The following is an 18,648-nucleotide window of genomic DNA, read 5'->3' on the forward strand; positions in this document are numbered from 1 at the left end:
GCGCCCGCGCGCCGGGCGGGCGACCTCGCCCCCGGCGGGATGCGGTCGAGCGCGCCGGGCGTCAGCGCGCCGACCGCTCGCCGCCCCCGGCCGCTATCACGCCGATGATGATGAGGCCCGTCGTCAGCATCCGCACGCCCGGCGACACGCCGGACGCGTTCAGCATGGTCACGATCAGGAACATGAACAGCGCCGCACCCCACACGCCAGGGACGCTGGCGCGCCCGCCCGCCACCGACGTGCCGCCGATCACCACGACGGCGATGGTCAGCAGCAGGTATTCGGCCCCCTGGTCCAGCGAGTTGCCGCCCGAGAAGCCCGCGATGAGGGCCCCGGTGAGCCCCGCCAGCCCGCCCGAGAGCACGTAGGTCATGAAGCTCGTGCGCTCGACGTGGAGGCCGGCGAGGCGGGCGACGCGGCGGCTCTGGCCGATGGCCGACACGGTGCGGCCGTACAGGGTCCGCTCCAGCACGAAGGAGATCGCGACCGCGACCGCCAGGGCCAGGATCGCGAGCAGCGGCACCCCGGCGAGCTTGGCCGTGGTGAGGTCGGCATAGCTCTGCGGCGGCTTGATCTTGAGGCCCCGGCCGAGCACGATCGCGACCGACATCACGACGAGGCTGGACGACAGCGTCGCGATGATGGGCGGGATGCGCAGGAGGCGGATCAGCGCGTAGTTGCAGCCCCCGACCGCGAGGCCCGCCGCGACCGCGGCGAGGAGGCCCGGCACGATCATGCCGGCCCGCTCGTCCATGACCAGCATGGACACGGCGCTCGACAGGGCGATCACGGAGGGGATCGACAGGTCCACGTTGCCGGGCCCCGTGGTGATGACCATCATTTGGCCGAGCGACACCAGAACCGTGAAGGCCGAGAAGGTGAGGGCGGCGGACAGGATCTGCTCCCCGCCCCGCCCGCCCGAGATCCACAGCGTCACGCCCCAGGCGGCGGCCGTGCCGACGAAGGACCAGACCCAGGGCGCCGCGTCGACCCGGCTGCGGAGGGCGGCGATCATGCGGCGGTCTCCTTCGCGCGCGACAGCAGCGCCCGCAGGGCCAGGACGCCGATGAGGATGAAGCCCTGCGCGCCGATCTGCCAGTCCGGGCTGATCCGCATGAACGTCAGGAACGAGGCTGCCAGGGTCAGCGTCACGGCCCCGAGGACCGCGCCGACCGGGAACACCCGCCCGCCCGTGAACGAGGCCCCCCCGAGGATCACGGAGGCGATGGACAGCAGCGTGTAGCGGGACGCGATGTTGGCGTCGCCCGAGGTCGTGAGCCCGAGCAGGAGCAGCCCGGCGACCGTGCCGAGCAGGCCCGCGGTCGCGTAGACGGCGACGCGGATCAGCAGCATCGACCAGCCCGCGCGGGCGACCGAGCGCGGGTTCCCGCCCGCGCCGCGCAGCACGACGCCGAGCGAGGAGCGCGACACAACGAGCCAGCCGATGAGCGCGACCGCGGCCGCGACGTAGACCGGCAGCGGGGCGAAGGGCGGCTTGAACCGGACCAGGGTCGACAGGACCGCGGGGGCGCGGCCGCCGGGCGTCGGCAGGATGATGACCGCGAGCCCGAGCCACACGAAGGACAGGCCCAGCGTCACCACGATCGACGGCAGGCGGCGCCACTCGATCAGGGCGCCGACGAGGCCGTAGGCCGCGACCGCGGCGCAGAGCGCCAGCACGCCCAGCACCGGCTGCGTGGTCAGCAGCGTCGAGCCGATGCAGGCCACCAGCGACACGAAGGCGCCGATGGACAGGTCGAGGTCGTTGATGGCGATGACCAGCATCTGCGCCAGCGTCGCGAAGATGATGGGGACCGACAGGTTGAGCAGCAGGTCGAGCCCGAAATACGACATGGCGCGCGGCTGCTGGGAGAAGATGCCGGCCAGCAGGGCCGCCAGCGTGACGGCCGGCAGCAGGCGCTCGGCGGCCGACCAGGACAGGACGCGCCCCATCACGCGTGCTCCCGGAAGGAGGCCCGCACCACCGCGTTCTCCGACATCTGGTCCGCCCGCAGCTCCTCCACGATCAGGCCGTCGTGGAACACGTAGGTCCGGTCGCAGTGGAACAGCTCGTCCATCTCGGTCGTGTACCACAGGAAGGTCCGGCCGCCCGCCGCCTCCGCCGCGATCATGGCGTAGACGTCCTGCTTGGTGCCGACGTCGACGCCCCGCATCGGGTCGTCCATGAGGATGATCCGGGCCGTGGAGCCGAGCGCGCGGGCGAACAGCGCCTTCTGCTGGTTGCCGCCCGACAGCGACAGGATGGGGTCGCGCAGGTCCGGCGTCTTCAGCGCGAGGCGGCGGCGCCATTCGGCCGCCTCCGCCCGCTCGCGCCGGCCGTCGAGGAACAGCTTGCCGCGCAGGCCGGGCAGCCAGCGCGCCGACATGTTGCGCTCGATCGACCAGAGCGGGAACACGCCGTCGTTGGTGCGGTCGCCCGGCACGAGGGCGACGTCGCCCGTGACGCGGACGTCACGCCGGAGCGCCTGCACGGCGAGGAGCAGCTCGGTCTGCCCGTGGCCGGCGAGGCCGGCGAGGCCGATGATCTCGCCCGCGGCCGCGCGGAGCGGCAGGCTCCCGGGCCGCGCGCTCGGCACCTCCACCACGGTCGCGGCCGTGGCGGTGGACACGCGCGTGGCGCGTGCGCGCTCGACGGCGTGGCCCATGGCGTCGACGACGCCTTCGCGGGTGAAGGCGGCCCGCGGCCGGTCGTCCACCACCGCGCCGTCCTTCATCACCACGATCCGGTCTGCGACCGCCAGGATCTCGTTGATCTTGTGGGAGATCACGATGGCGCTGCCGCCCGCGGCCGCGAAGCGCCGGGCCGCGGACACGAGCTGCTCGGCCGCCGAGGCGTCGAGCGACGAGGTCGGCTCGTCGAGGATCACGAGCCGCGCCGTCTCGTCCGTCTCGGTGAAGGCGCGGGCGATCTCGACCATCTGGCGCCGGCCGATCGGCAGCGCGCCGACCACGTCGCCCATGGCGATGCCGTGGCGGGGGAAGATGCGGTCGAGCGCGTCCTGCATGAGGGCCGCGGCGCGCCGGCGCCAGCCGAAGCCGTTGAGCGACGGGTGGGCGATCCTGGCGTTCTCGGCGACCGACAGGTTCGGGCACAGCGAGAGTTCCTGGAACACGCAGCGCACGCCGGCCCGGTGGGCGCCGCGCACGTCGTACCGTCCCGTCAGGTCCTGGCCCGCGATCGCGATCGTGCCGGCGCTGGCCGGCAGCGCGCCCGACAGGACGTTCATCAGCGTCGACTTGCCGGCGCCGTTGTGGCCCACGAGGCCGAGGCACTCGCCGCGGCGCACCGAGAGATCGACCGGCCGGAGGGCGCGGACGGCGCCGAAGCTCCTGGCGACGCCGCGGAGGTCGACGAAGGCCGCCCCCGCGGCCGTTTCAGCGGCATCGGCGGGGAGCGCCGCCGACGCCGCGCCCCCGCCGGGCGTGGTCACTTGGCGGAGTCCGCCAGGATGCGGGACACGTCCGCCTCCTTGTATTCGACGTTGGTGACGCTGCCCTTCTCGGTATGCTTGAGCTGGTCTTCGAGGTTGTCCTGGGTCACGACCGTGATGGGCAGCGTCATGTCGTGCGGCAGCTTCTCGCCGGCCAGGATCTTCTTGGCCACCCAGAAGGCGAAGGTGGAGGAGCCCGGCGCGATCGAGGCCGACATGGTCTGGTAGCCGTTGGCGTCCTTCTGCTGCTTCCACCAGCTCAGCTCGTCCTCGCGGTTGCCGAGGAAGATCACCGGCGTCTTGCGGCCGGCGTCCTTGAAGGCCTGGGCTGTGCCGAAGCCGTCGCCGCCCTGCGTCGCCACCGCGACGACCTCGGGCAGGGTCGGCAGGATGCCGGCCACCTCCTTCTGCGCGACGGTCTGCGTCCAGTCGCCGTGGACGCTGCCGACGATCTTGAGGTCCGGGTCCGCCTTCACGCCGGCCTCGATCCCGTCGTGGATCTCGTCGTCCACGAAGACGCCCGCGAGGCCGCGGATCTCGAGGAGGTTGCCCTTGAGGCCGCGCGACTTGAAGTAGCCGATCTGCATGTCGCCGAGCTTCTTGAAGTCGACGGCGATGCGGTAGGCGCAGGGCTCCGTGGCGATGCCGTCGAAGGTCACCACGACGATGCCGGCGTCGCAGGCCTGCTTGATGGCGCCGTTGAGCGCGGTGGGCGAGGCCGCGTCGATCACGATGGCGTTGTAGCCCTGCAGGATCATGTTCTGGATCTGGCCGGCCTGCTCGGTCGCCTGGTTCTCCGAGGTGGTGAAGGCGGGCGCCTCGGCCACGGCGCCGTCGGCGACGGCCCGCTTGGTGACGGTTTCCCAGCTCTTCAGCATGGCCTGCCGCCAGCTGTTGCCGGCGAAGTTGTTGGACAGGGCGATCTTCATGTCCTTGGTGTCCGCCGCCGTGGCGGGCAGGACGCCCAGGGCGAGCAGGACGGTCGATGCGGCGAGCGCTTTCATGGCGTTTCCCTTGTGGCTGTGGCGTTGGGCGCTCTCCGGCGCCTTGGTGAGGGGAGCCTCACGGGTCGATGGGTGCCGTCGACCATGGGCGGCGGCCGGAGCCGCCGCGCGATGGTCACACGTCGAGGAGCGCCTTGACGACGCCCTGTTCGGGATCGAGCAGCCGCGCGAAGGACGCGGGCGCGTCCGCCAGCGGCATGCGATGGGTGTTCAGCCGGTCGGCCGGGATCGCGCCCGCCCGCAGCGCCTCCACCACGGTCTCGAAATCCTCGACCGTCGCGTTGCGGCTGCCGAGCAGGCTGGTTTCGCGCTTGTGGAACTCCGGATCCGAGAAGGAGATGTCGCCGCTCACGATGGAGACCAGGACGTAGGTGCCGCCGTGGGCCACGAAGCGGAAGCCCCGCTCCATGGCGCGGGGATTGCCGGTCGCGTCGAAGACGAGATCGAACATCTCGCCCTCCGTCAAGGCGGCGAGTTCGCCCTCGTCGCCCGGCCCGACCTCGACGACCGACCGAAGGTCGAGCTCCCGCTCGCAGAAGGCCAAGCGGTCCCGGCGCGCGTCCAGCATCGTGACGGCGGCGCCCCGCAGCCGGGCGAAGAGCGCGACCGCGATGCCGATCGGCCCCGCCCCGACCACGAGGCAGCGCTGCCCCGCGACGGCCCGGCTCCGCCGCACCGCGTGGGCCCCGATGGCGAGGAACTCCACCATCGCGGCCTGGTCGAGGCTGAGGCCCGTCGCGGCGCGCACGAAGCGCCGGGGGAGGCTGAGGTAGTCCGCCATGCCGCCGTCGCGGTGGACGCCGAGCACCTGGAGGTGGCGGCAGCAGTTCGTCCTCCCGGACCGGCAGGCGCCGCAGGTTTCGCAGGACAGGTAGGGCACGATGTAGACGACGTCGCCGACCCGGACCTCGCTGCCCTCGGGCACCTCCTCGGCGATGCCGGCCAGCTCGTGGCCCATGACGCGCGGGTAGGACAGGTAGGGCTGCGTCCCCTCGAAGATGTGCAGGTCGGTGCCGCAGACACCGACCCTCCTGATGCGGACCAGGATCTCGTCCGGCCCCCGCTCCGGGGCCGGGCGCTCCCGCGCCTCCAGCCGGCCCGGGGCCTCGCACACGACGGTCAGCATCGGCTCGTCCTCCCCCGGATGTCACAGGCGGGGAGCCTCGGGCTCTGGCCTGACGATTGCCGGTCATCTCATGGGCGCGAGCCCGGCTTGTCAAGCCAATGAACTATTGGCCTGACCGCCGGACGGTGGGCAAGATGGTGTCGCGGCCGACTCGCAGCCGCGACCCGGGGGAGTGCCGCTTGACCGACGCGAAGCGCCCCGATCCCCGCCGCATCTACCAGGTGGTGGCCGACGACATCCGCGCGCTGATCCGCGGCGGGCAGCTCGCCGTCGGGGCCCGGCTGCCGGCCGAACGCGACCTCGCGGCTCAGCTCGGCGTGTCCCGCCCGTCCCTGCGCGAGGCCCTGGTGGCGTTGGAGATCGAGGGCGTGGTCGAGATCCGGCTCGGGTCCGGCGTCTACGTCACCTCCGCGGCGGAGCGGTGGCCCGGCGGCCTGACGGTGCTGGGCGAGAGCCCCTCGGAACTCATGCACGGGCGCATGGTCATCGAGGGGGCCGTGATCGTCCTGGCCTGCGCCCGCATGGCGCCGGGCACGCTCCTGGCGCTCCGCTCGGCGGTCGAGCACATGCGGGCCGCGATCGCGGAAGGGCGCGACCCGCTCGACCACGACCGGTCGTTCCACGTCGCCATCGCGCGCCAGTCCGGCAACGGGCTGCTGGCGCGCATCGTGGGCGACCTCTTCGACGGGCGCCACAGCCGCCTGTCGAACCGGGTCAGCGCGCGGTCCGAGAACGGCGAGACCTGGTCGGCCGCCCTGTCGGAGCACGAGGCCATCCTGGCGGCCCTCGAAGGCAACGACCCGTTCCAGGCCGAGGCCGCGATGCGCCGCCACCTCCAGCAGTCGGGCGAGCGGTGGCTGAACGGCGTCTGCGCGCCCTGAAACCCATCCACGGCGGCATCCTCGCCCGGCTCGGCCCGCGGCGCCTCGTCGATGGCCGGGACAGGCCGACCCTCACCTCGAACGGCGCGGCCACCTCGGCCGCGCCGGCTGGCGATCGGGCCATCGCTCCACGAGCTTCGGGGTGCCGGTCCCGCCGCGATCGGCGGGTCGACCCCGATCATGGCCGTGAAGCCAGCCGGCCCGGTTACAACCATGTGCCTGCTTGCCGGGCGCGTCCGCCCTCCCCTAATCAGCGCCAGCACCGGGCGGCGCTCCGCCGCCCCGATGCGTCGAGACAGGGCGCGGCACGGCCGCGAACGGCGCGCCGCGTCCGGAGGGCATCACCATGAAGAAGATCGGCTTCCTGTCCTTCGGGCACTGGTCGCCGTCGCCGGGCTCCGCCACGCGGTCGGCCCGGGACGTCCTGCTGCAGTCCATCGACCTCGCCCAGGCGGCCGAGGAGGTCGGCGCCGACGGGGCCTATTTCCGCGTGCACCACTTCGCGCGCCAGCTCGCATCCCCCTTCCCGCTGCTTGCGGCCGTGGGGGCGCGCACGCGCAGCATCGAGATCGGCACCGGCGTGATCGACATGCGCTACGAGAACCCGCTCTACATGGCGGAGGACGCGGGCGCGGCCGACCTCATCGCCGGCGAGCGGCTGCAGCTCGGCCTCAGCCGCGGCTCGCCCGAGCAGGTCGTCGAGGGCTGGCGGCACTTCGGCTACGCGCCGGCGGCGGGCGAGAGCGACGCCGACATGGGGCGCCGCCACGCCGAGGTGTTCCTCGACGTGCTGCGCGGCGAGGGCTTCGCCGAGCCGAGCCCGCGCCCGATGTTCCCGAACCCGCCGGGCCTGCTGCGCGTGGAGCCGCATTCCCCGACGCTGCGGGACCGGATCTGGTGGGGCTCCGCGTCGGACGCGACCGCGGTCTGGGCAGCGACGCGCGGCATGAACCTGCAGAGTTCGACCCTCAAGGCCGACGAGACGGGCGAGCCCTTCCACGTCCAGCAGGCGCGGCAGATCCGCCTCTACCGCGACGCCTGGGCGAAGGCCGGCCACGCCCGCGCGCCGCGGGTCTCCGTGTCGCGCTCGATCTTCGCGCTGGTGAGCGACCGCGACCGCGCCTTCTTCGGCCGCAGCGGCGAAGGCGGCGATCAGGTGGGCGTGATCGACAACATGCGCGCGGTGTTCGGCCGCTCCTACGCGGCCGAACCCGACCGGCTGGTGGAGCAGCTCCGGGAGGACGAGGCCATCGCCGAGGCCGACACGCTGCTGCTCACCGTGCCGAACCAGCTCGGCGTGGGCTACAACACGCACGTGATCGAGAGCGTCCTCAAGCACGTCGCGCCCGCGCTCGGCTGGCGCTGACGGCGAGGCCCTGCCGTTTCGGGGTGAACCTCCTCCGCGGCACCGTGTTGGGCTCCGGCGGGATCGAGGGCGCCCCGTCGGCGCCCCGCTCCCGCGCGAGCTTTGCGGCGTCTCCGCAGGGCGGCGGGATGTGAGGAGCCGGACCATGGCCAAGGAAAAGACGCTCAGCGACGCGTTCTACGAGACGCTGAAGGACGCCTACTGGGCGAAGAAGCAGGCCGCCCGCGCGCTCGGCAAGTCGGCCAAGGCAGCCGAGGACGCCGGCCTGAAGGAGGCCATCGAGGGCCACCGCGAACAGAGCGCCGGGCAGATCGAGCGGCTGGAGCAGGTGTTCGAGATCATCGGCAAGACCGCCCGCGCCAAGACCTGCGAGGCCATGAAGGGCATCGTCGAGGAGATGACGGAGGACCTTGAGGAGTTCGAGGACACCGAAGCGTCCGACGCCGTGCTGATCGGCTGCCTGCAGGCCGTCGAGCACTACGAGATCGCCCGCTACGGCTCGCTCAAGGCCTGGGCCAAGCAGCTCGGCCACGCCGACGCGGCGAAGCTGCTGGAGGAGATCACCGGCGAGGACAAGGCCTTCGACGCGAAGCTGAGCAAGATCGCCGAAGCCCAGGCCAACGCGGCGGCCGGGAAGGGCGAGGTCGAGGAGGACGACGACGAGGACGAGGAGGACCGGGAAGCCGAGGGCGAGCTCGAAGGCGACGAGGCCGCCGAGGCCGCCGAGAAGCCCGCGAAGAAGGCTCCCAAGAAGGCGCCCGCCAAGGCCTGAGCGGCGCGCACGGGCGCGGCGGCGCAGTGAACCATCGCATGTGTGAAACATTCGGTGTGCATGGCTGCTCCGCTCCCCGACCGACCGCCTCACGCCCTCGTCGTCGACGACGACGACATCCTGCGGATGGATGTGTCCGACCTGCTGGCGGGCCTGGGCTTCCGCACCCTAGAGGCGGCCGACGGCGACGCGGCCATCCTCATGCTCGAACAGCGCCACCTCGACGTGACGCTGCTGTTCTCCGACGTTGAGATGCCGGGCTCGCGCGACGGTTTCGCCCTGGCGCGGGAGGTCGCGGCGAAATGGCCCGCGATCTCGATCGTGGTCGCCTCGGGTCGGCTCCGGCCGCACGACGGCGACATGCCGGCCGGGGCCCGCTTCATCGGCAAGCCGTTCAGCGCCGAGACGGTGCACGGCCACCTGCGCGAGATCATGCCGGAGGGCCGCAAGCCGGAGGGGCTGCGGTCCTGAGCGCCGCCCGGACGAGCTGGCGAACGGGATCCGCGCTCCCCTCGCGGGGCGGGGGCGGCCCGATCTCCCCGGCCGGAACCCGGACGGCGGAACGGGACTTGATCCGCATCCACGTCGAGGGATGTTCTGCAGATGGCGGACCGCGCACCCGAAGCCCCCCTGCTCCGCACCGTGGCCATGCCGGCCGACACCAACGCGAGCGGCGCCATCTTCGGCGGCTGGATCCTGTCGCAGATGGATCTGGCGGGCGGCACCTTCGCGGCCCGCCGCAGCCGGGGCCGCGTGGTCACGGGCAGCATCGAGGCGATGCGGTTCCTCCACGCCGTCTCGGTGGGCGACGAGGTGAGCTGCTATTGCTCGCTTGACCGGGCGGACGACGAGTCCCTGACGGTGAAGATCGAGACCTGGTCCCAGAGCCGCGACGGCGACGATGCCGAGAAGGTCACCGAGGGGCTGTTCACCTACGTGCCGGTCGACGACGCGGGCAAGCCGCGCGGGTTCCGCCGAGGCTGATCGCCCCGGCGCGGCGGGCCCGCGTCAGGCGCCCGAGCCGGCCCGCTCGTTGAACTTGTCCTCGGCGAGCTGCGTCATCCGCTCGTCCGCGGCCTTCATCTCGTCCGCCAAGCCCTTCAGCGCCCGCGCGTCCTCGTCGAGCCCGAGGTGCTTGGCGTTGGAGGCCAGCGTGCCGTAGGCCGCGATGAAATAGTGCGTGGCGATCTGCGCCGCGGCGACGACGCTGGCTTCCCGCACGCCCGCGTCCTGCGCGGCCTGGATCATGTGCTGGCTGCCCTTCTGGATGCCGTCCCAGAAGGGATTCGGCGCGCTGCCCGCGGCGCCGCCCGCCTTGTGCAGCAGGCCGCCCAGCGTTTCGGCGTGCCGGCCGAAGACCTTGGCACCGCCCTCCATCAGCTCGCGGATCTCGGGCGGCGCGTTCCGGGCGTGCTCGCTGCCCGACGCCGCGCGCCCCTGGTCGGCGGCGGTCCTCACCGCCTGCAGCCCCTGCACGTACCACTGCTCGAATGCCGCGTCGGCCATCGGACCCTCCTCCCGTTCGGGCCGCGGACGTCGGCGACCCTTCAGGGCTGGCCAATGGGGGCGATCAAGCGATCGCCGAGCGATGCTGCACCACGCCGCAGGAGGATGCAGGCCGGCCCGCGACGCACCGTCGGCCTGGCGGCGACGCCCCAGCTCCGGGGAGAGCGTCGGTCGCCCGGTCGCGGGGATATCCTCAATTGATCATTGCATCGCCCTGCCCGCGACCCTAGTCTCGGGGCAGGAGCGACGACGGCGGGCCGCCTCTTCGATGTCGCTCGTCGCCGTCCGCTGGCCTCAGAGGCCCACGGCGGAAGAAGGGTTGCGACGGATGGCCGGAGCTTGATCCCCGCGGTGCCGCGTTGCCCGACCCCGGTGCGGGCGAGCGCGGCACGGCTCGCCATCCTGCTGGGCTCCGTCGCCGTCCAGCCCGCCGCGGCCGGGCCCTGGAATCGGCCGCAAGGCCAGGGCCTCGCCATCGTCGACTACACGCTGGACTCCGGAACAGATTATTTCGACGGCCGCGGGCGTCTGGCGCCCGCGCGGAGCTACAGCAAGTCCGAGCTCGCCGCCTACGTGGAATACGGCGCCACCGAAAGCCTGACCCTGATCGCCCGCCCGTCGCTCGACGACATCCGGATCGGGGCGCCCGATGCGGGCCGCTACCGCGGCCTCGGCGAAGGCACGGTCGGCGCGCAGTGGCAGGCGCTGGCGTTCGGGCCCGCCGTGCTGGCCGTGCAGGGCACTTTCACGCTGCCGGGCTCCACCTCGCGCGCCAATCCGGCGCTGGTGGGCAACACGTCCCGCGAGGGGGACCTGCGCGTGCTCGCCGGGGCCAACCTGCCCCTGCCGTTCAGGCCCTTCCTCGACCTGCAGGCCAGCTACCGGCTCCGCTCCGGCGGGGCGGCCGCGGAGGGCCACGCCGACGCCACCGTCGGCTTCTACCCGACCGACCGCCTCCTGGTGCTGCTGCAGAGCTTCACGACGGTGCCGGTGGGGCCCGGCGACCTGCGGTCCCGGTCCACGCGCGTCGCCGCGACGGGCGTCTACGCGCTGACGCAGGCCTGGGCCCTGCAGTTCGGCGCCTTCACGACGGCGTCTCGGCGCGACGCGCTGCACGGGCGGGGCTTCACGGCCGGTGTCTGGCACTACTTCTGACCGGGACCGAGACTTCGGGAGCGATTTCCGTTGTCACGTCAAGGCAATCAAGTAGAATGCGTGCGTCGCCGGTTTAGCTCAGCTGGTAGAGCAGCGGTTTTGTAAACCGAAGGTCGCAGGTTCGATTCCTGCAACCGGCACCACTCCTCATCAATCGAGCCAGTCACGACAGCGAGGTCCGTCGCCTTCGCTGCCCTGAAGACCAGATCGTCGTGGCGGCGGGTCGGGCGCGAGGCGCCGACCCGCCGCCGCGGTCATTCCGCCGCGTCGGCGCGCAGCAGGCTCGCCCGGCCCTGCCGCCCGGCCTTGAGCAGCTCCGCCACCAGGAACGCCACCTCGATCGACTGCTCGGCGTTGAGCCGGGGGTCGCAGTAGGTGTGGTAGCGGTCGTGCAGGTCGGTGTCGGAGATCGCGCGAGCACCGCCCGTGCATTCCGTCACGTTCTTGCCCGTCATCTCCAAGTGGACGCCGCCCGGATAGGTCCCTTCCGCCGCGTGGACGGCGAAGAAGGTGCGGATCTCGCCCATGATGCGGTCGAACGGGCGGGTCTTGTAGCCGCTCGACGCCTTGATGGTGTTGCCGTGCATCGGGTCGCAGGACCACACGACGGTGCGGCCCTCGCGCTGCACCGCGCGGATCAGGGCCGGCAGGTGGTCGCCCACCTTGTCGGCGCCGAAGCGGCAGATCAGCGTCAGGCGCCCGGCCTCGTCGGCCGGGTTGAGGATGTCGATCAACTTCAGCAGGCCGTCGGCCGTCATGCTCGGCCCGCACTTCAGGCCGATCGGGTTCTTCACGCCGCGGAAGAACTCCACGTGGGCGCCGTCCGGCTGCCGGGTGCGGTCGCCGATCCAGATCATGTGGCCCGAGGTGGCGTAGGGGTCGCCGCTGGTCGAGTCGATCCGGGTCAGCGCCTGCTCGTAGCCGAGCAGCAGCGCCTCGTGCGAGGTGTAGAAATCCGTCGCGCGCAGCTCGGGGTGGTGTTCGGCGTCGAGCCCGATGGCGCGCATGAACTCCAGGCTCTCGGTCAGCCGGTCCGCCACCGCCGCGTAGCGCGACGAGGACGGGCTGTCGGCGACGAAGCCCAGCATCCAGCGGTGCGCGTTCTCGAGGTTGGCATAGCCGCCGCCCGCGAAGGCGCGCAGCAGGTTCAGCGTCGCGGCCGACTGCCGGTAGGCGTCGAGCTGGCGCTGCGGGTCCGGCGTGCGGGCCGCGGCGTCGAACTCGATCCCGTTGATGATGTCGCCGCGGTAGCTCGGCAGCTCGACGCCGTCGACCGTCTCGGTCGGGGCCGAGCGGGGCTTGGCGAACTGGCCCGCGATGCGGCCGACCTTCACCACCGGCACCGCGCCCGCGAAGGTCATCACCAGCGCCATCTGCAGGAACACGCGGAACGAGTCGCGGATCGTGTCGGCGGCGTGCTCGCCGAAGGCTTCCGCGCAGTCGCCGCCCTGCAGCAGGAAGGCCTCGCCCTTCGCCACCTGGCCCAGCGTGCGCTTCAGCTTGCGCGCCTCGCCGGCGAAGACGAGCGGCGGGAAGCCGGCGATCTGCCGCTCGACGGCGTCGAGGCTCGCGGCGTCCGGATACACGGGCGACTGCTCGACCGGAAACCCCCGCCAGCTCGCGGGCGTCCAGTTCGCGCGGGCCCCGCCCTCGAACAGCTTGCGATCCTGTGCCATGGTTCCACTCCCCGCGGCGCCTCGCTCCGGCGCCGACGGTCCTTTTCCCGACCGTGAGGCCGCGCTTATACACCAGCGCGCGCATCGGTCCACATTCGGGGCGCCCTCGACTGCGGCGCGCCGGCAACACGGCTCCGGCGAACGCGTCCGAACGGCTCCAATCGTCGGTTTTATCGGCGCGGAGACACGGTTCCGCCGCCTTGGCGCGGGCAGGAAGGGCGGCCCCGTCGACGAACCCGCGCCGCCGGCCCGTCCCAGCCCTCCCGCACCCAGCCGATGCCCGCCGCCGTCTCGTCCATCGCCGCGCTCCTGTCCTCCGTGCTCGTGCTCATCGCCGGCAACGGGCTCGTCAACACGCTGGTGCCGCTGCGCGCCAAGATGGAGGGCTTCCCGGACCTCGCCATCGGCCTGCTCGGCTCTGGCTATTTCGCCGGCATGCTGGCCGGCACGCTGGCGGCGCCGGGCCTCATCGCGCGGGCGGGCTACATCCGCGCCTTCGCGGCCTTCGTGGCGGGCGCCGTGGTGGTGGCGCTCGTCTACCCGCTCGCGGTCGTGCCCGCCGTGTGGGTGGGGCTGCGCTACGCGATCGGCTTCCTGTTCTCCGGCTTCTACGCCGTGATCGAGGCCTGGCTCAGCGACAAGTCCAACGCCGGCAACCGCGGGCGCATCTACGCCGTCTACCAGGTGGTCAGCTACGGCGCGACCGCGGCCGGGCAGGAGGTGCTGGCCTTCGTCGACCCGCGCTCGGCGGCGCTGTTCTCGCTCGTGGCCGGGCTCTTCGCCCTCGCCATGCTGCCCATGGCCTTCACCCGGGCGGAGCCGCCGCCGAAGCCGCGCACCGTCAGCCTGCGCCTGCCCTGGCTGTGGAACACGGCGCCGGTCGGGGCGGTGGCGGCCTTCGCGATCGGCTGCGCCAACGGCTCGTTCTGGGCCATGGTGCCGGTCTACGGGCTGAGCCTCGGCCTCGACGCCGGCCGCGTGGCGGGCTTCATCACCTGCGTGATCATCGGCACCGCGCTGGCGCTCTACCCCGCCGGCCGCCTGTCGGACCGGATCGACCGGCGCCTCGTGCTGATCGGCTTCGCGGGCGTCGGCGCGCTGGCCGAGGCGGCGCTGGCGCTCGGCTCCGCCCTGCCCTACGGCCTCGTCTGCGCGCTCGGCTTCGCGGTGGGCTCCACCACCATGGTGCTCTACACGCTGGCGGTCAGCCACGCCAACGACCGCGCGGGGCCGCTCCACGCCGTCACGGTGTCGTCGGGGCTGCTGTTCCTGTACTGCGCCGGCGCGATCCTCGCGCCCGTGCTGGCCGCGGCCCTGATGGGGCGGTTCGGCGCCACCGCGCTGTTCTGGCAGAACGGCGCCACCCACGCGGCCCTGGCCGCCTACGCGATGTGGCGCGTCGGCGTCCGTGGGCGCGGCCCCGCGCTGCGGCGCGAGCCGACGCTCGGGGAGATCGAACCTGGCCGCGGTTGACGGTTCCGTGACGACTCGGGGTTAGCGTCCGCGCGGATCCCTCGGCGGAGCGCCCCATGCATTCGCGAACCTGGACCTTCTTCGAGGACCGCTGGCACGAGGGCAACGTGCCGATCATGGGGGTGCGGACGCACGGCGCCTGGATGGCCTCGTCCGTGTTCGACGGCGCCCGCGCCTTCGAGGGCGTGACGCCGGACCTCGACCTCCACTGCGCGCGGATCAACGCCTCCGCCGCGGCCTTCGGGCTCGACCCCGTCGTGGGTCCCGCCCGCTGGATGGACCTCGCCCGCGACGGCATCGCGCGCTTCGGCGCCCGGCCCGAGCTCTACGTCCGCCCCATGTACTGGGCCGAGGCCGGCTACGGCGGCGGCGTGATGTTCGACCCCGCCACCACGCGCTGGTGCCTGTCGGTCTACGAGGCCCCGATGCCGAAGCCCGCCGGCGTGGCGGTGACGCTGTCGCCGTTCCGCCGGCCCCGGCCCGACACGGCGCCGACCGAGGCCAAGGCCGGGTGCCTCTACCCCAACGGCGCCCGCGCGCTGGCCGAGGCCAAGCGGCGCGGCTTCGACAACTGCGCCATGCTGGACGCGTACGGCGACCTGGCCGAGCTCGCCAACGCCAACCTGTTCCTGGTGAAGGGCGGCACGGTCTTCACGCCGGCCCCGAACGGCACCTTCCTGGCCGGCATCACCCGCGCCCGTGTGATCGGGCTGCTGCGCGGCGCCGGGACGGAGGTCGTCGAGGCCCGGCTGTCCTACGAGGACGTGGCGCGGGCCGACGAGCTGTTCTCGACCGGCAACTATTCGAAGGTCGTGCCGATCACGCGTGTCGACGACCGGGAGCTGCCGCGGGGGCCGGTCGCGGCCAGGGCCCGCGCGCTCTACTGGGACTTCGCGCACGGCTGAGGGCGGCGCGGCGTCACGGCCGCGCGATGAACCGCCTGATCCAGCCGCCGACGCGCGCGGCGTCGCTCGGCGCGTCGAGGCTCGCCCGCATGCGGTCGGCCTCGGCCTCGTCGAGCTGCGGACGGCGCAGGTCGACCAGCGCCTGCGCCATGCCGCGCTCGAACTCGGGGTGGAACTGGAACGACACGGCCTCGCCGCCCGCGTAGAGCAGCGCCGCGTTGGGCGTGAAGCCGCTCGACAGCAGCACCGTGGCGCCGGGCGGGGCTTCCACGACCTGATCCTGGTGCGAGGCCGCGACGGCCACGCCGGCCGCGCCGTCCATCCAGGGCTCCGCCCGGTCGACCGCGTAGCGGTGCAGCCCGAGGCCCCAGCCCTTGTCGCTCCTCTCGACGCGGCCGCCGAGCGCCTGCGCCATCACCTGGTGGCCGAAGCACACCCCCACCATGCGGGCGCGGCCGTGGATGGCACGGATGAAGTCCTCCAGCGGCGCGATCCAGGGCAGGTCCTCGTAGGCGCCGGCCGACGAGCCGGTGATCACGTAGGCCGGATGCGCGTCGGGCGCGGCCGGCAGCTCGCCGTCGCGCACCCGGTAGGTGCGGCAGGCGAAGCCGTCGCCCAGCATGCGCCGCATCATGGCGTCGTAGCGGCCGAAGCGCGCCGCGAGGTCGTCCGGCGGCACGCCGGTTTCGAGGATGCCGATGGTGGTCACGGGGTCGCCTCCTCGGCGCGGCTGCGAGGCCCGCTCCGGGGCCGCCCGGTGGCACCACGGGCGCGGCGGACCGTCAAGGCCCGAACAGGGCGAGCTCGGTGTAGCTGAGGTCCCCCACCCGCGGCGGGTTGGGGCCCCGCGCGTATTTGCGGCTGCGCCGGATGCGGCGCCGGCCCACCGCGCCCGGCGGCAGGTCGCCGTCGACCAGGAGCCCGAAGGCGCCGCGCGGCGCCATCCAGCGGCCGAGCGCGCCGGCGAAGCGCGGCACGTCGGCGGCGTCGCGGCAGAACACCACCTGCATGACCGGCAGGGGGTAGCGGCCGGCCCGCGCCCGCACCGGCAGGAGCACGATCGGGCGCAGCTCGCCCCCGGCCTCGACCGTCAGGCAGGAGCAACCGAAGCCGCGGTGGTCGTCGAGCATCGCCGCCTCGGGCAGGCCGCGCCAGGATGCGGGGTCGGAGGACGCGCGCGCCCGCGCGCCCGGCCGGCCGAGCAGCGGCACCATCAGGCTCTGGTCCTCGGAATAGGCCCGGAAGCCCTGCGACTCGATGATGGGCCAGGTGTGGGGCGCGGGCGAGATGTTGGTGAACGTCACGTCCGCCCGCCGGAGCGCGGAGGCGACGAGCAGCGGCGCCTGCGCCCTGTAGGCCGGGTCGACCGTCCAGCTCGACAGGTTGCAGCGCGTGGCCCCCGCCCCGTCGCGGCTGAACAGGGTCAGGGCGACGCCGACCGGCCGGGCGCCGTCGTCGAGCAGGAAGCCGAAGCGCGGGCAGCCCTCGACGGCCGGGCGGGCCGCCATGCGGCGCAGGCCCCGCTCCCAGAAGCCGCGCGGCCGGTGGGCGAAGCCCCGCAGCAGCAGGTCGGCGACGCCCGGCAGGTCGTCCTCGCGGATCTCTCGGCGGCGCAGGCCGGGCAGCATCCCCGGTTGCACCCCGTTCACCACGCGGGTGCGTTCTCGTTGTCGCGGCAGGACGGCATGCTAGCGTGGCTCCGGTTCCAAGAGGGGTTCTATCCGATGCACATGAGGTCGGTCATCCTTGCCGCGATCGAGGCCGTCGCGGCGGAGCAGAGCAAGCCGCTGAAGCCGCTGACGGACGACCTCGTGCTGCTTGACTCGGGCCTCGACTCGCTCTGCTTCGCGGTGCTGGTGACGCGCCTCGAGGACGAGGTCGGCTTCGACCCCTTCACCCTGTCGGACGACGTGTACTTCCCCGTCACGCTCGGCGACTTCATCCGGTTCTACGACGATGCCGCAAGCCGCCAAGCCGCTCCGACGCTGGCTGCTTGAGGCGGAGCCCCGGCCGGGGCGCGCGATCCACGCGCCCGGCCGGAGCCTCCCCCTCGACGACCTCCGCGCGTCCACGAGCATCGGCCCGCTGCGCGGCGCCCTCGGCGGGCGCTCGGTGCTGGTCGCGACCGGCACGCAGATCGCCGCCGGCCTCGCCCTGATCGAGCTCGACGGGCTCGCGCGCCGCGTGGTGCTGGCGCCGCCCGACCTGAAGCCGAGCGACCTGCCGGGCGTCGTCGCCGGCGCGGCGATCGACGCCGTGGTGTGCGACGGCGACCACCCGAGCCTGCCCGGAGGGCTGCTGGTCGCCGTGCCGGGCCCGCTGTCCCCGCTGCCGCCCGACGGGGGCGAGGCGCGCGACACCGAATGGGTGATGCTGACCTCGGGCACCACGGGCACGCCGAAGATGGTGGTGCACAGCCGCGCCGGCCTCGTCGGCGCCATCGACCCCGCCGTCTCGGCGCCGGTGTGGGGCACCTTCTACGACATCCGCCGCTACGGCGGCCTGCAGATCTTCCTGCGCGCGGTGCTGGGCGGCGGCTCGCTGGTGCTGTCGGAGGCCGGCGAGCCCGTGGCCGACCACCTCGGCCGCCTCGCCCGCCACGGCGTCACCCACCTGTCCGGCACGCCGTCGCACTGGCGCCGCGCCCTGATGGCGCCCGAGGCGGCGTCGATCGCGCCCCGCGCCGTGCGCCTGTCGGGCGAGATCGCCGACCAGGCGGTGCTCGACGCCCTGGCGCGCGCCTACCCGAACGCCGCGCTCGGCCACGCCTACGCGTCGACCGAGGCCGGCGTCGGCTTCGAGGTGACGGACGGGCTGGAGGGTTTCCCGGCGTCCTTCCTCGACCCCGGCCGCGCCGTCGCGATGAAGGTCGAGGACGGCTCGCTCCGCATCCGCTCGGCCCGCACGGCGAGCCGCTACATCGGCGGGGCGGCGCTGGCCGACCCCGAGGGCTACGTCGACACGGACGACCTCGTCGAGCGCCGGGGCGAGCGGATGCACTTCGTCGGCCGCCGCTCGGGCGTCATCAACGTCGGCGGCCTGAAGGTGCATCCCGAGGAGGTCGAGGCCGTGATCAACCGCCACGCCGGCGTCCGCATGTCGCTGGTGAAGGCCCGCGCCAACCCCATCACGGGCGCCATCGTGGTGGCCGACGTGGTGGCGGAGGCGCCCTTCGCGGAGGGTGCGAAGGCCGGGCAGGCGGCCCTGAAGGCCGAGATCCTCGACCTGTGCCGGGCCACGCTGCCGGCCTACAAGGTGCCGGTGCTGCTGCGCTTCGCCGACGGCCTCGCGGTGACGCCGGCCGGCAAGCTGCAACGCCACCACGCGTGAGG

General features: G+C 73.2%; 18 protein-coding genes, 1 tRNA gene and 1 pseudogene. 11 read left to right on the plus strand and 9 right to left on the minus strand.

What is annotated here, in order from left to right; translation table 11 throughout:
* Positions 1-61: 61 nt before the first annotated feature.
* The 5 genes from L7N97_RS04705 to L7N97_RS04725 all read right to left on the minus strand — a co-directional run bounded on the left by L7N97_RS04705 (position 62) and on the right by L7N97_RS04725 (position 5,582).
* A complete protein-coding gene (locus L7N97_RS04705) occupies positions 62-1,012 on the minus strand; it encodes an ABC transporter permease (protein WP_237482042.1) in 951 nt (316 codons plus the stop codon).
* A complete protein-coding gene (locus tag L7N97_RS04710; RefSeq protein WP_237482043.1) occupies positions 1,012-1,953 on the minus strand; it encodes an ABC transporter permease in 942 nt (313 codons plus the stop codon). Before L7N97_RS04710 ends, L7N97_RS04705 begins: the two co-directional genes overlap by 1 nt.
* Entirely contained in the window at positions 1,953-3,452 is a 1,500-nt protein-coding gene (locus tag L7N97_RS04715) for a sugar ABC transporter ATP-binding protein (protein ID WP_237477198.1), read from the minus strand. The genes L7N97_RS04710 and L7N97_RS04715 overlap by 1 nt, the downstream gene beginning before the upstream one ends.
* A complete protein-coding gene (locus tag L7N97_RS04720; protein WP_237477199.1) occupies positions 3,449-4,456 on the minus strand; it encodes an ABC transporter substrate-binding protein in 1,008 nt (335 codons plus the stop codon). Before L7N97_RS04720 ends, L7N97_RS04715 begins: the two co-directional genes overlap by 4 nt.
* Positions 4,457-4,571: 115 nt before the next feature.
* Positions 4,572-5,582: a zinc-binding alcohol dehydrogenase family protein gene (locus L7N97_RS04725; RefSeq protein WP_237477200.1), complete on the minus strand. Its 1,011-nt coding sequence runs from the start codon at positions 5,580-5,582 to the stop codon at positions 4,572-4,574.
* A 179-nt stretch (positions 5,583-5,761) separates the two neighbouring features.
* On the opposite strand from L7N97_RS04725, the gene L7N97_RS04730 reads away from it, so the two are divergent.
* The 5 genes and pseudogenes from L7N97_RS04730 to L7N97_RS04750 all read left to right on the plus strand — a co-directional run bounded on the left by L7N97_RS04730 (position 5,762) and on the right by L7N97_RS04750 (position 9,585).
* Entirely contained in the window at positions 5,762-6,463 is a 702-nt protein-coding gene (locus L7N97_RS04730; protein WP_237477201.1) for a FadR/GntR family transcriptional regulator, read from the plus strand.
* A gap of 346 nt (positions 6,464-6,809) precedes the next feature.
* On the plus strand, positions 6,810-7,829 hold the full coding sequence (locus tag L7N97_RS04735; protein ID WP_237477202.1) for an LLM class flavin-dependent oxidoreductase: 1,020 nt from the start codon (positions 6,810-6,812) through the stop codon (positions 7,827-7,829).
* A 145-nt stretch (positions 7,830-7,974) separates the two neighbouring features.
* Positions 7,975-8,469: pseudogene (locus tag L7N97_RS04740) on the plus strand (YciE/YciF ferroxidase family protein); the annotation flags it as partial.
* A 192-nt stretch (positions 8,470-8,661) separates the two neighbouring features.
* Positions 8,662-9,072, plus strand: coding sequence for a response regulator (locus L7N97_RS04745; RefSeq protein ID WP_237477204.1), 411 nt, complete (start codon positions 8,662-8,664; stop codon positions 9,070-9,072).
* A 132-nt stretch (positions 9,073-9,204) separates the two neighbouring features.
* Positions 9,205-9,585, plus strand: a complete 381-nt coding sequence (locus L7N97_RS04750) for an acyl-CoA thioesterase (RefSeq protein ID WP_237477205.1) — start codon at positions 9,205-9,207, stop codon at positions 9,583-9,585.
* A 24-nt stretch (positions 9,586-9,609) separates the two neighbouring features.
* Here L7N97_RS04750 and L7N97_RS04755 read toward each other — a convergent pair whose 3' ends face one another.
* The gene (locus L7N97_RS04755) at positions 9,610-10,107 is read right to left on the minus strand and encodes a YciE/YciF ferroxidase family protein (protein WP_237477206.1); all 498 of its coding nucleotides are present in this window, start codon (positions 10,105-10,107) and stop codon (positions 9,610-9,612) included.
* Between the two features lie 339 nt (positions 10,108-10,446).
* On the opposite strand from L7N97_RS04755, the gene L7N97_RS04760 reads away from it, so the two are divergent.
* Both L7N97_RS04760 and L7N97_RS04765 read left to right on the plus strand, forming a co-directional pair.
* Positions 10,447-11,262: a hypothetical protein gene (locus L7N97_RS04760; RefSeq protein WP_237477207.1), complete on the plus strand. Its 816-nt coding sequence runs from the start codon at positions 10,447-10,449 to the stop codon at positions 11,260-11,262.
* Between the two features lie 67 nt (positions 11,263-11,329).
* Positions 11,330-11,405, plus strand: a tRNA-Thr gene (locus L7N97_RS04765).
* 111 nt (positions 11,406-11,516) lie between these two features.
* On the opposite strand, the gene L7N97_RS04770 is transcribed toward L7N97_RS04765, so the two are convergent.
* Complete coding sequence (locus tag L7N97_RS04770; protein WP_237477208.1) at positions 11,517-12,938, minus strand: class II 3-deoxy-7-phosphoheptulonate synthase; 1,422 nt, start codon at positions 12,936-12,938, stop codon at positions 11,517-11,519.
* A 276-nt stretch (positions 12,939-13,214) separates the two neighbouring features.
* On the opposite strand from L7N97_RS04770, the gene L7N97_RS04775 reads away from it, so the two are divergent.
* Both L7N97_RS04775 and L7N97_RS04780 read left to right on the plus strand, forming a co-directional pair.
* Entirely contained in the window at positions 13,215-14,411 is a 1,197-nt protein-coding gene (locus L7N97_RS04775) for an MFS transporter (protein WP_237477209.1), read from the plus strand.
* A 56-nt stretch (positions 14,412-14,467) separates the two neighbouring features.
* On the plus strand, positions 14,468-15,316 hold the full coding sequence (locus tag L7N97_RS04780) for a branched-chain amino acid aminotransferase (protein ID WP_237477210.1): 849 nt from the start codon (positions 14,468-14,470) through the stop codon (positions 15,314-15,316).
* A 13-nt stretch (positions 15,317-15,329) separates the two neighbouring features.
* Here the strand turns inward: L7N97_RS04780 and L7N97_RS04785 are convergent, their stop codons facing one another.
* Entirely contained in the window at positions 15,330-16,025 is a 696-nt protein-coding gene (locus L7N97_RS04785) for a glutamine amidotransferase-related protein (RefSeq protein ID WP_237477211.1), read from the minus strand.
* A gap of 73 nt (positions 16,026-16,098) precedes the next feature.
* The gene (locus L7N97_RS04790) at positions 16,099-16,965 is read right to left on the minus strand and encodes a hypothetical protein (RefSeq protein ID WP_237477212.1); all 867 of its coding nucleotides are present in this window, start codon (positions 16,963-16,965) and stop codon (positions 16,099-16,101) included.
* 75 nt (positions 16,966-17,040) lie between these two features.
* Here L7N97_RS04790 and L7N97_RS04795 point away from each other — a divergent pair, with 75 nt between their 5' ends.
* The gene (locus tag L7N97_RS04795; RefSeq protein ID WP_237477213.1) at positions 17,041-17,313 is read left to right on the plus strand and encodes a phosphopantetheine-binding protein; all 273 of its coding nucleotides are present in this window, start codon (positions 17,041-17,043) and stop codon (positions 17,311-17,313) included.
* Complete coding sequence (locus tag L7N97_RS04800; RefSeq protein ID WP_237477214.1) at positions 17,273-18,646, plus strand: ANL family adenylate-forming protein; 1,374 nt, start codon at positions 17,273-17,275, stop codon at positions 18,644-18,646. Before L7N97_RS04795 ends, L7N97_RS04800 begins: the two co-directional genes overlap by 41 nt.
* The last annotated feature ends 2 nt before the right edge of the window (positions 18,647-18,648 follow it).

It is taken from the genome of Lichenibacterium dinghuense, assembly GCF_021730615.1.
Classification (GTDB): Bacteria; Pseudomonadota; Alphaproteobacteria; order Rhizobiales; family Beijerinckiaceae; genus Lichenihabitans; species Lichenihabitans dinghuensis.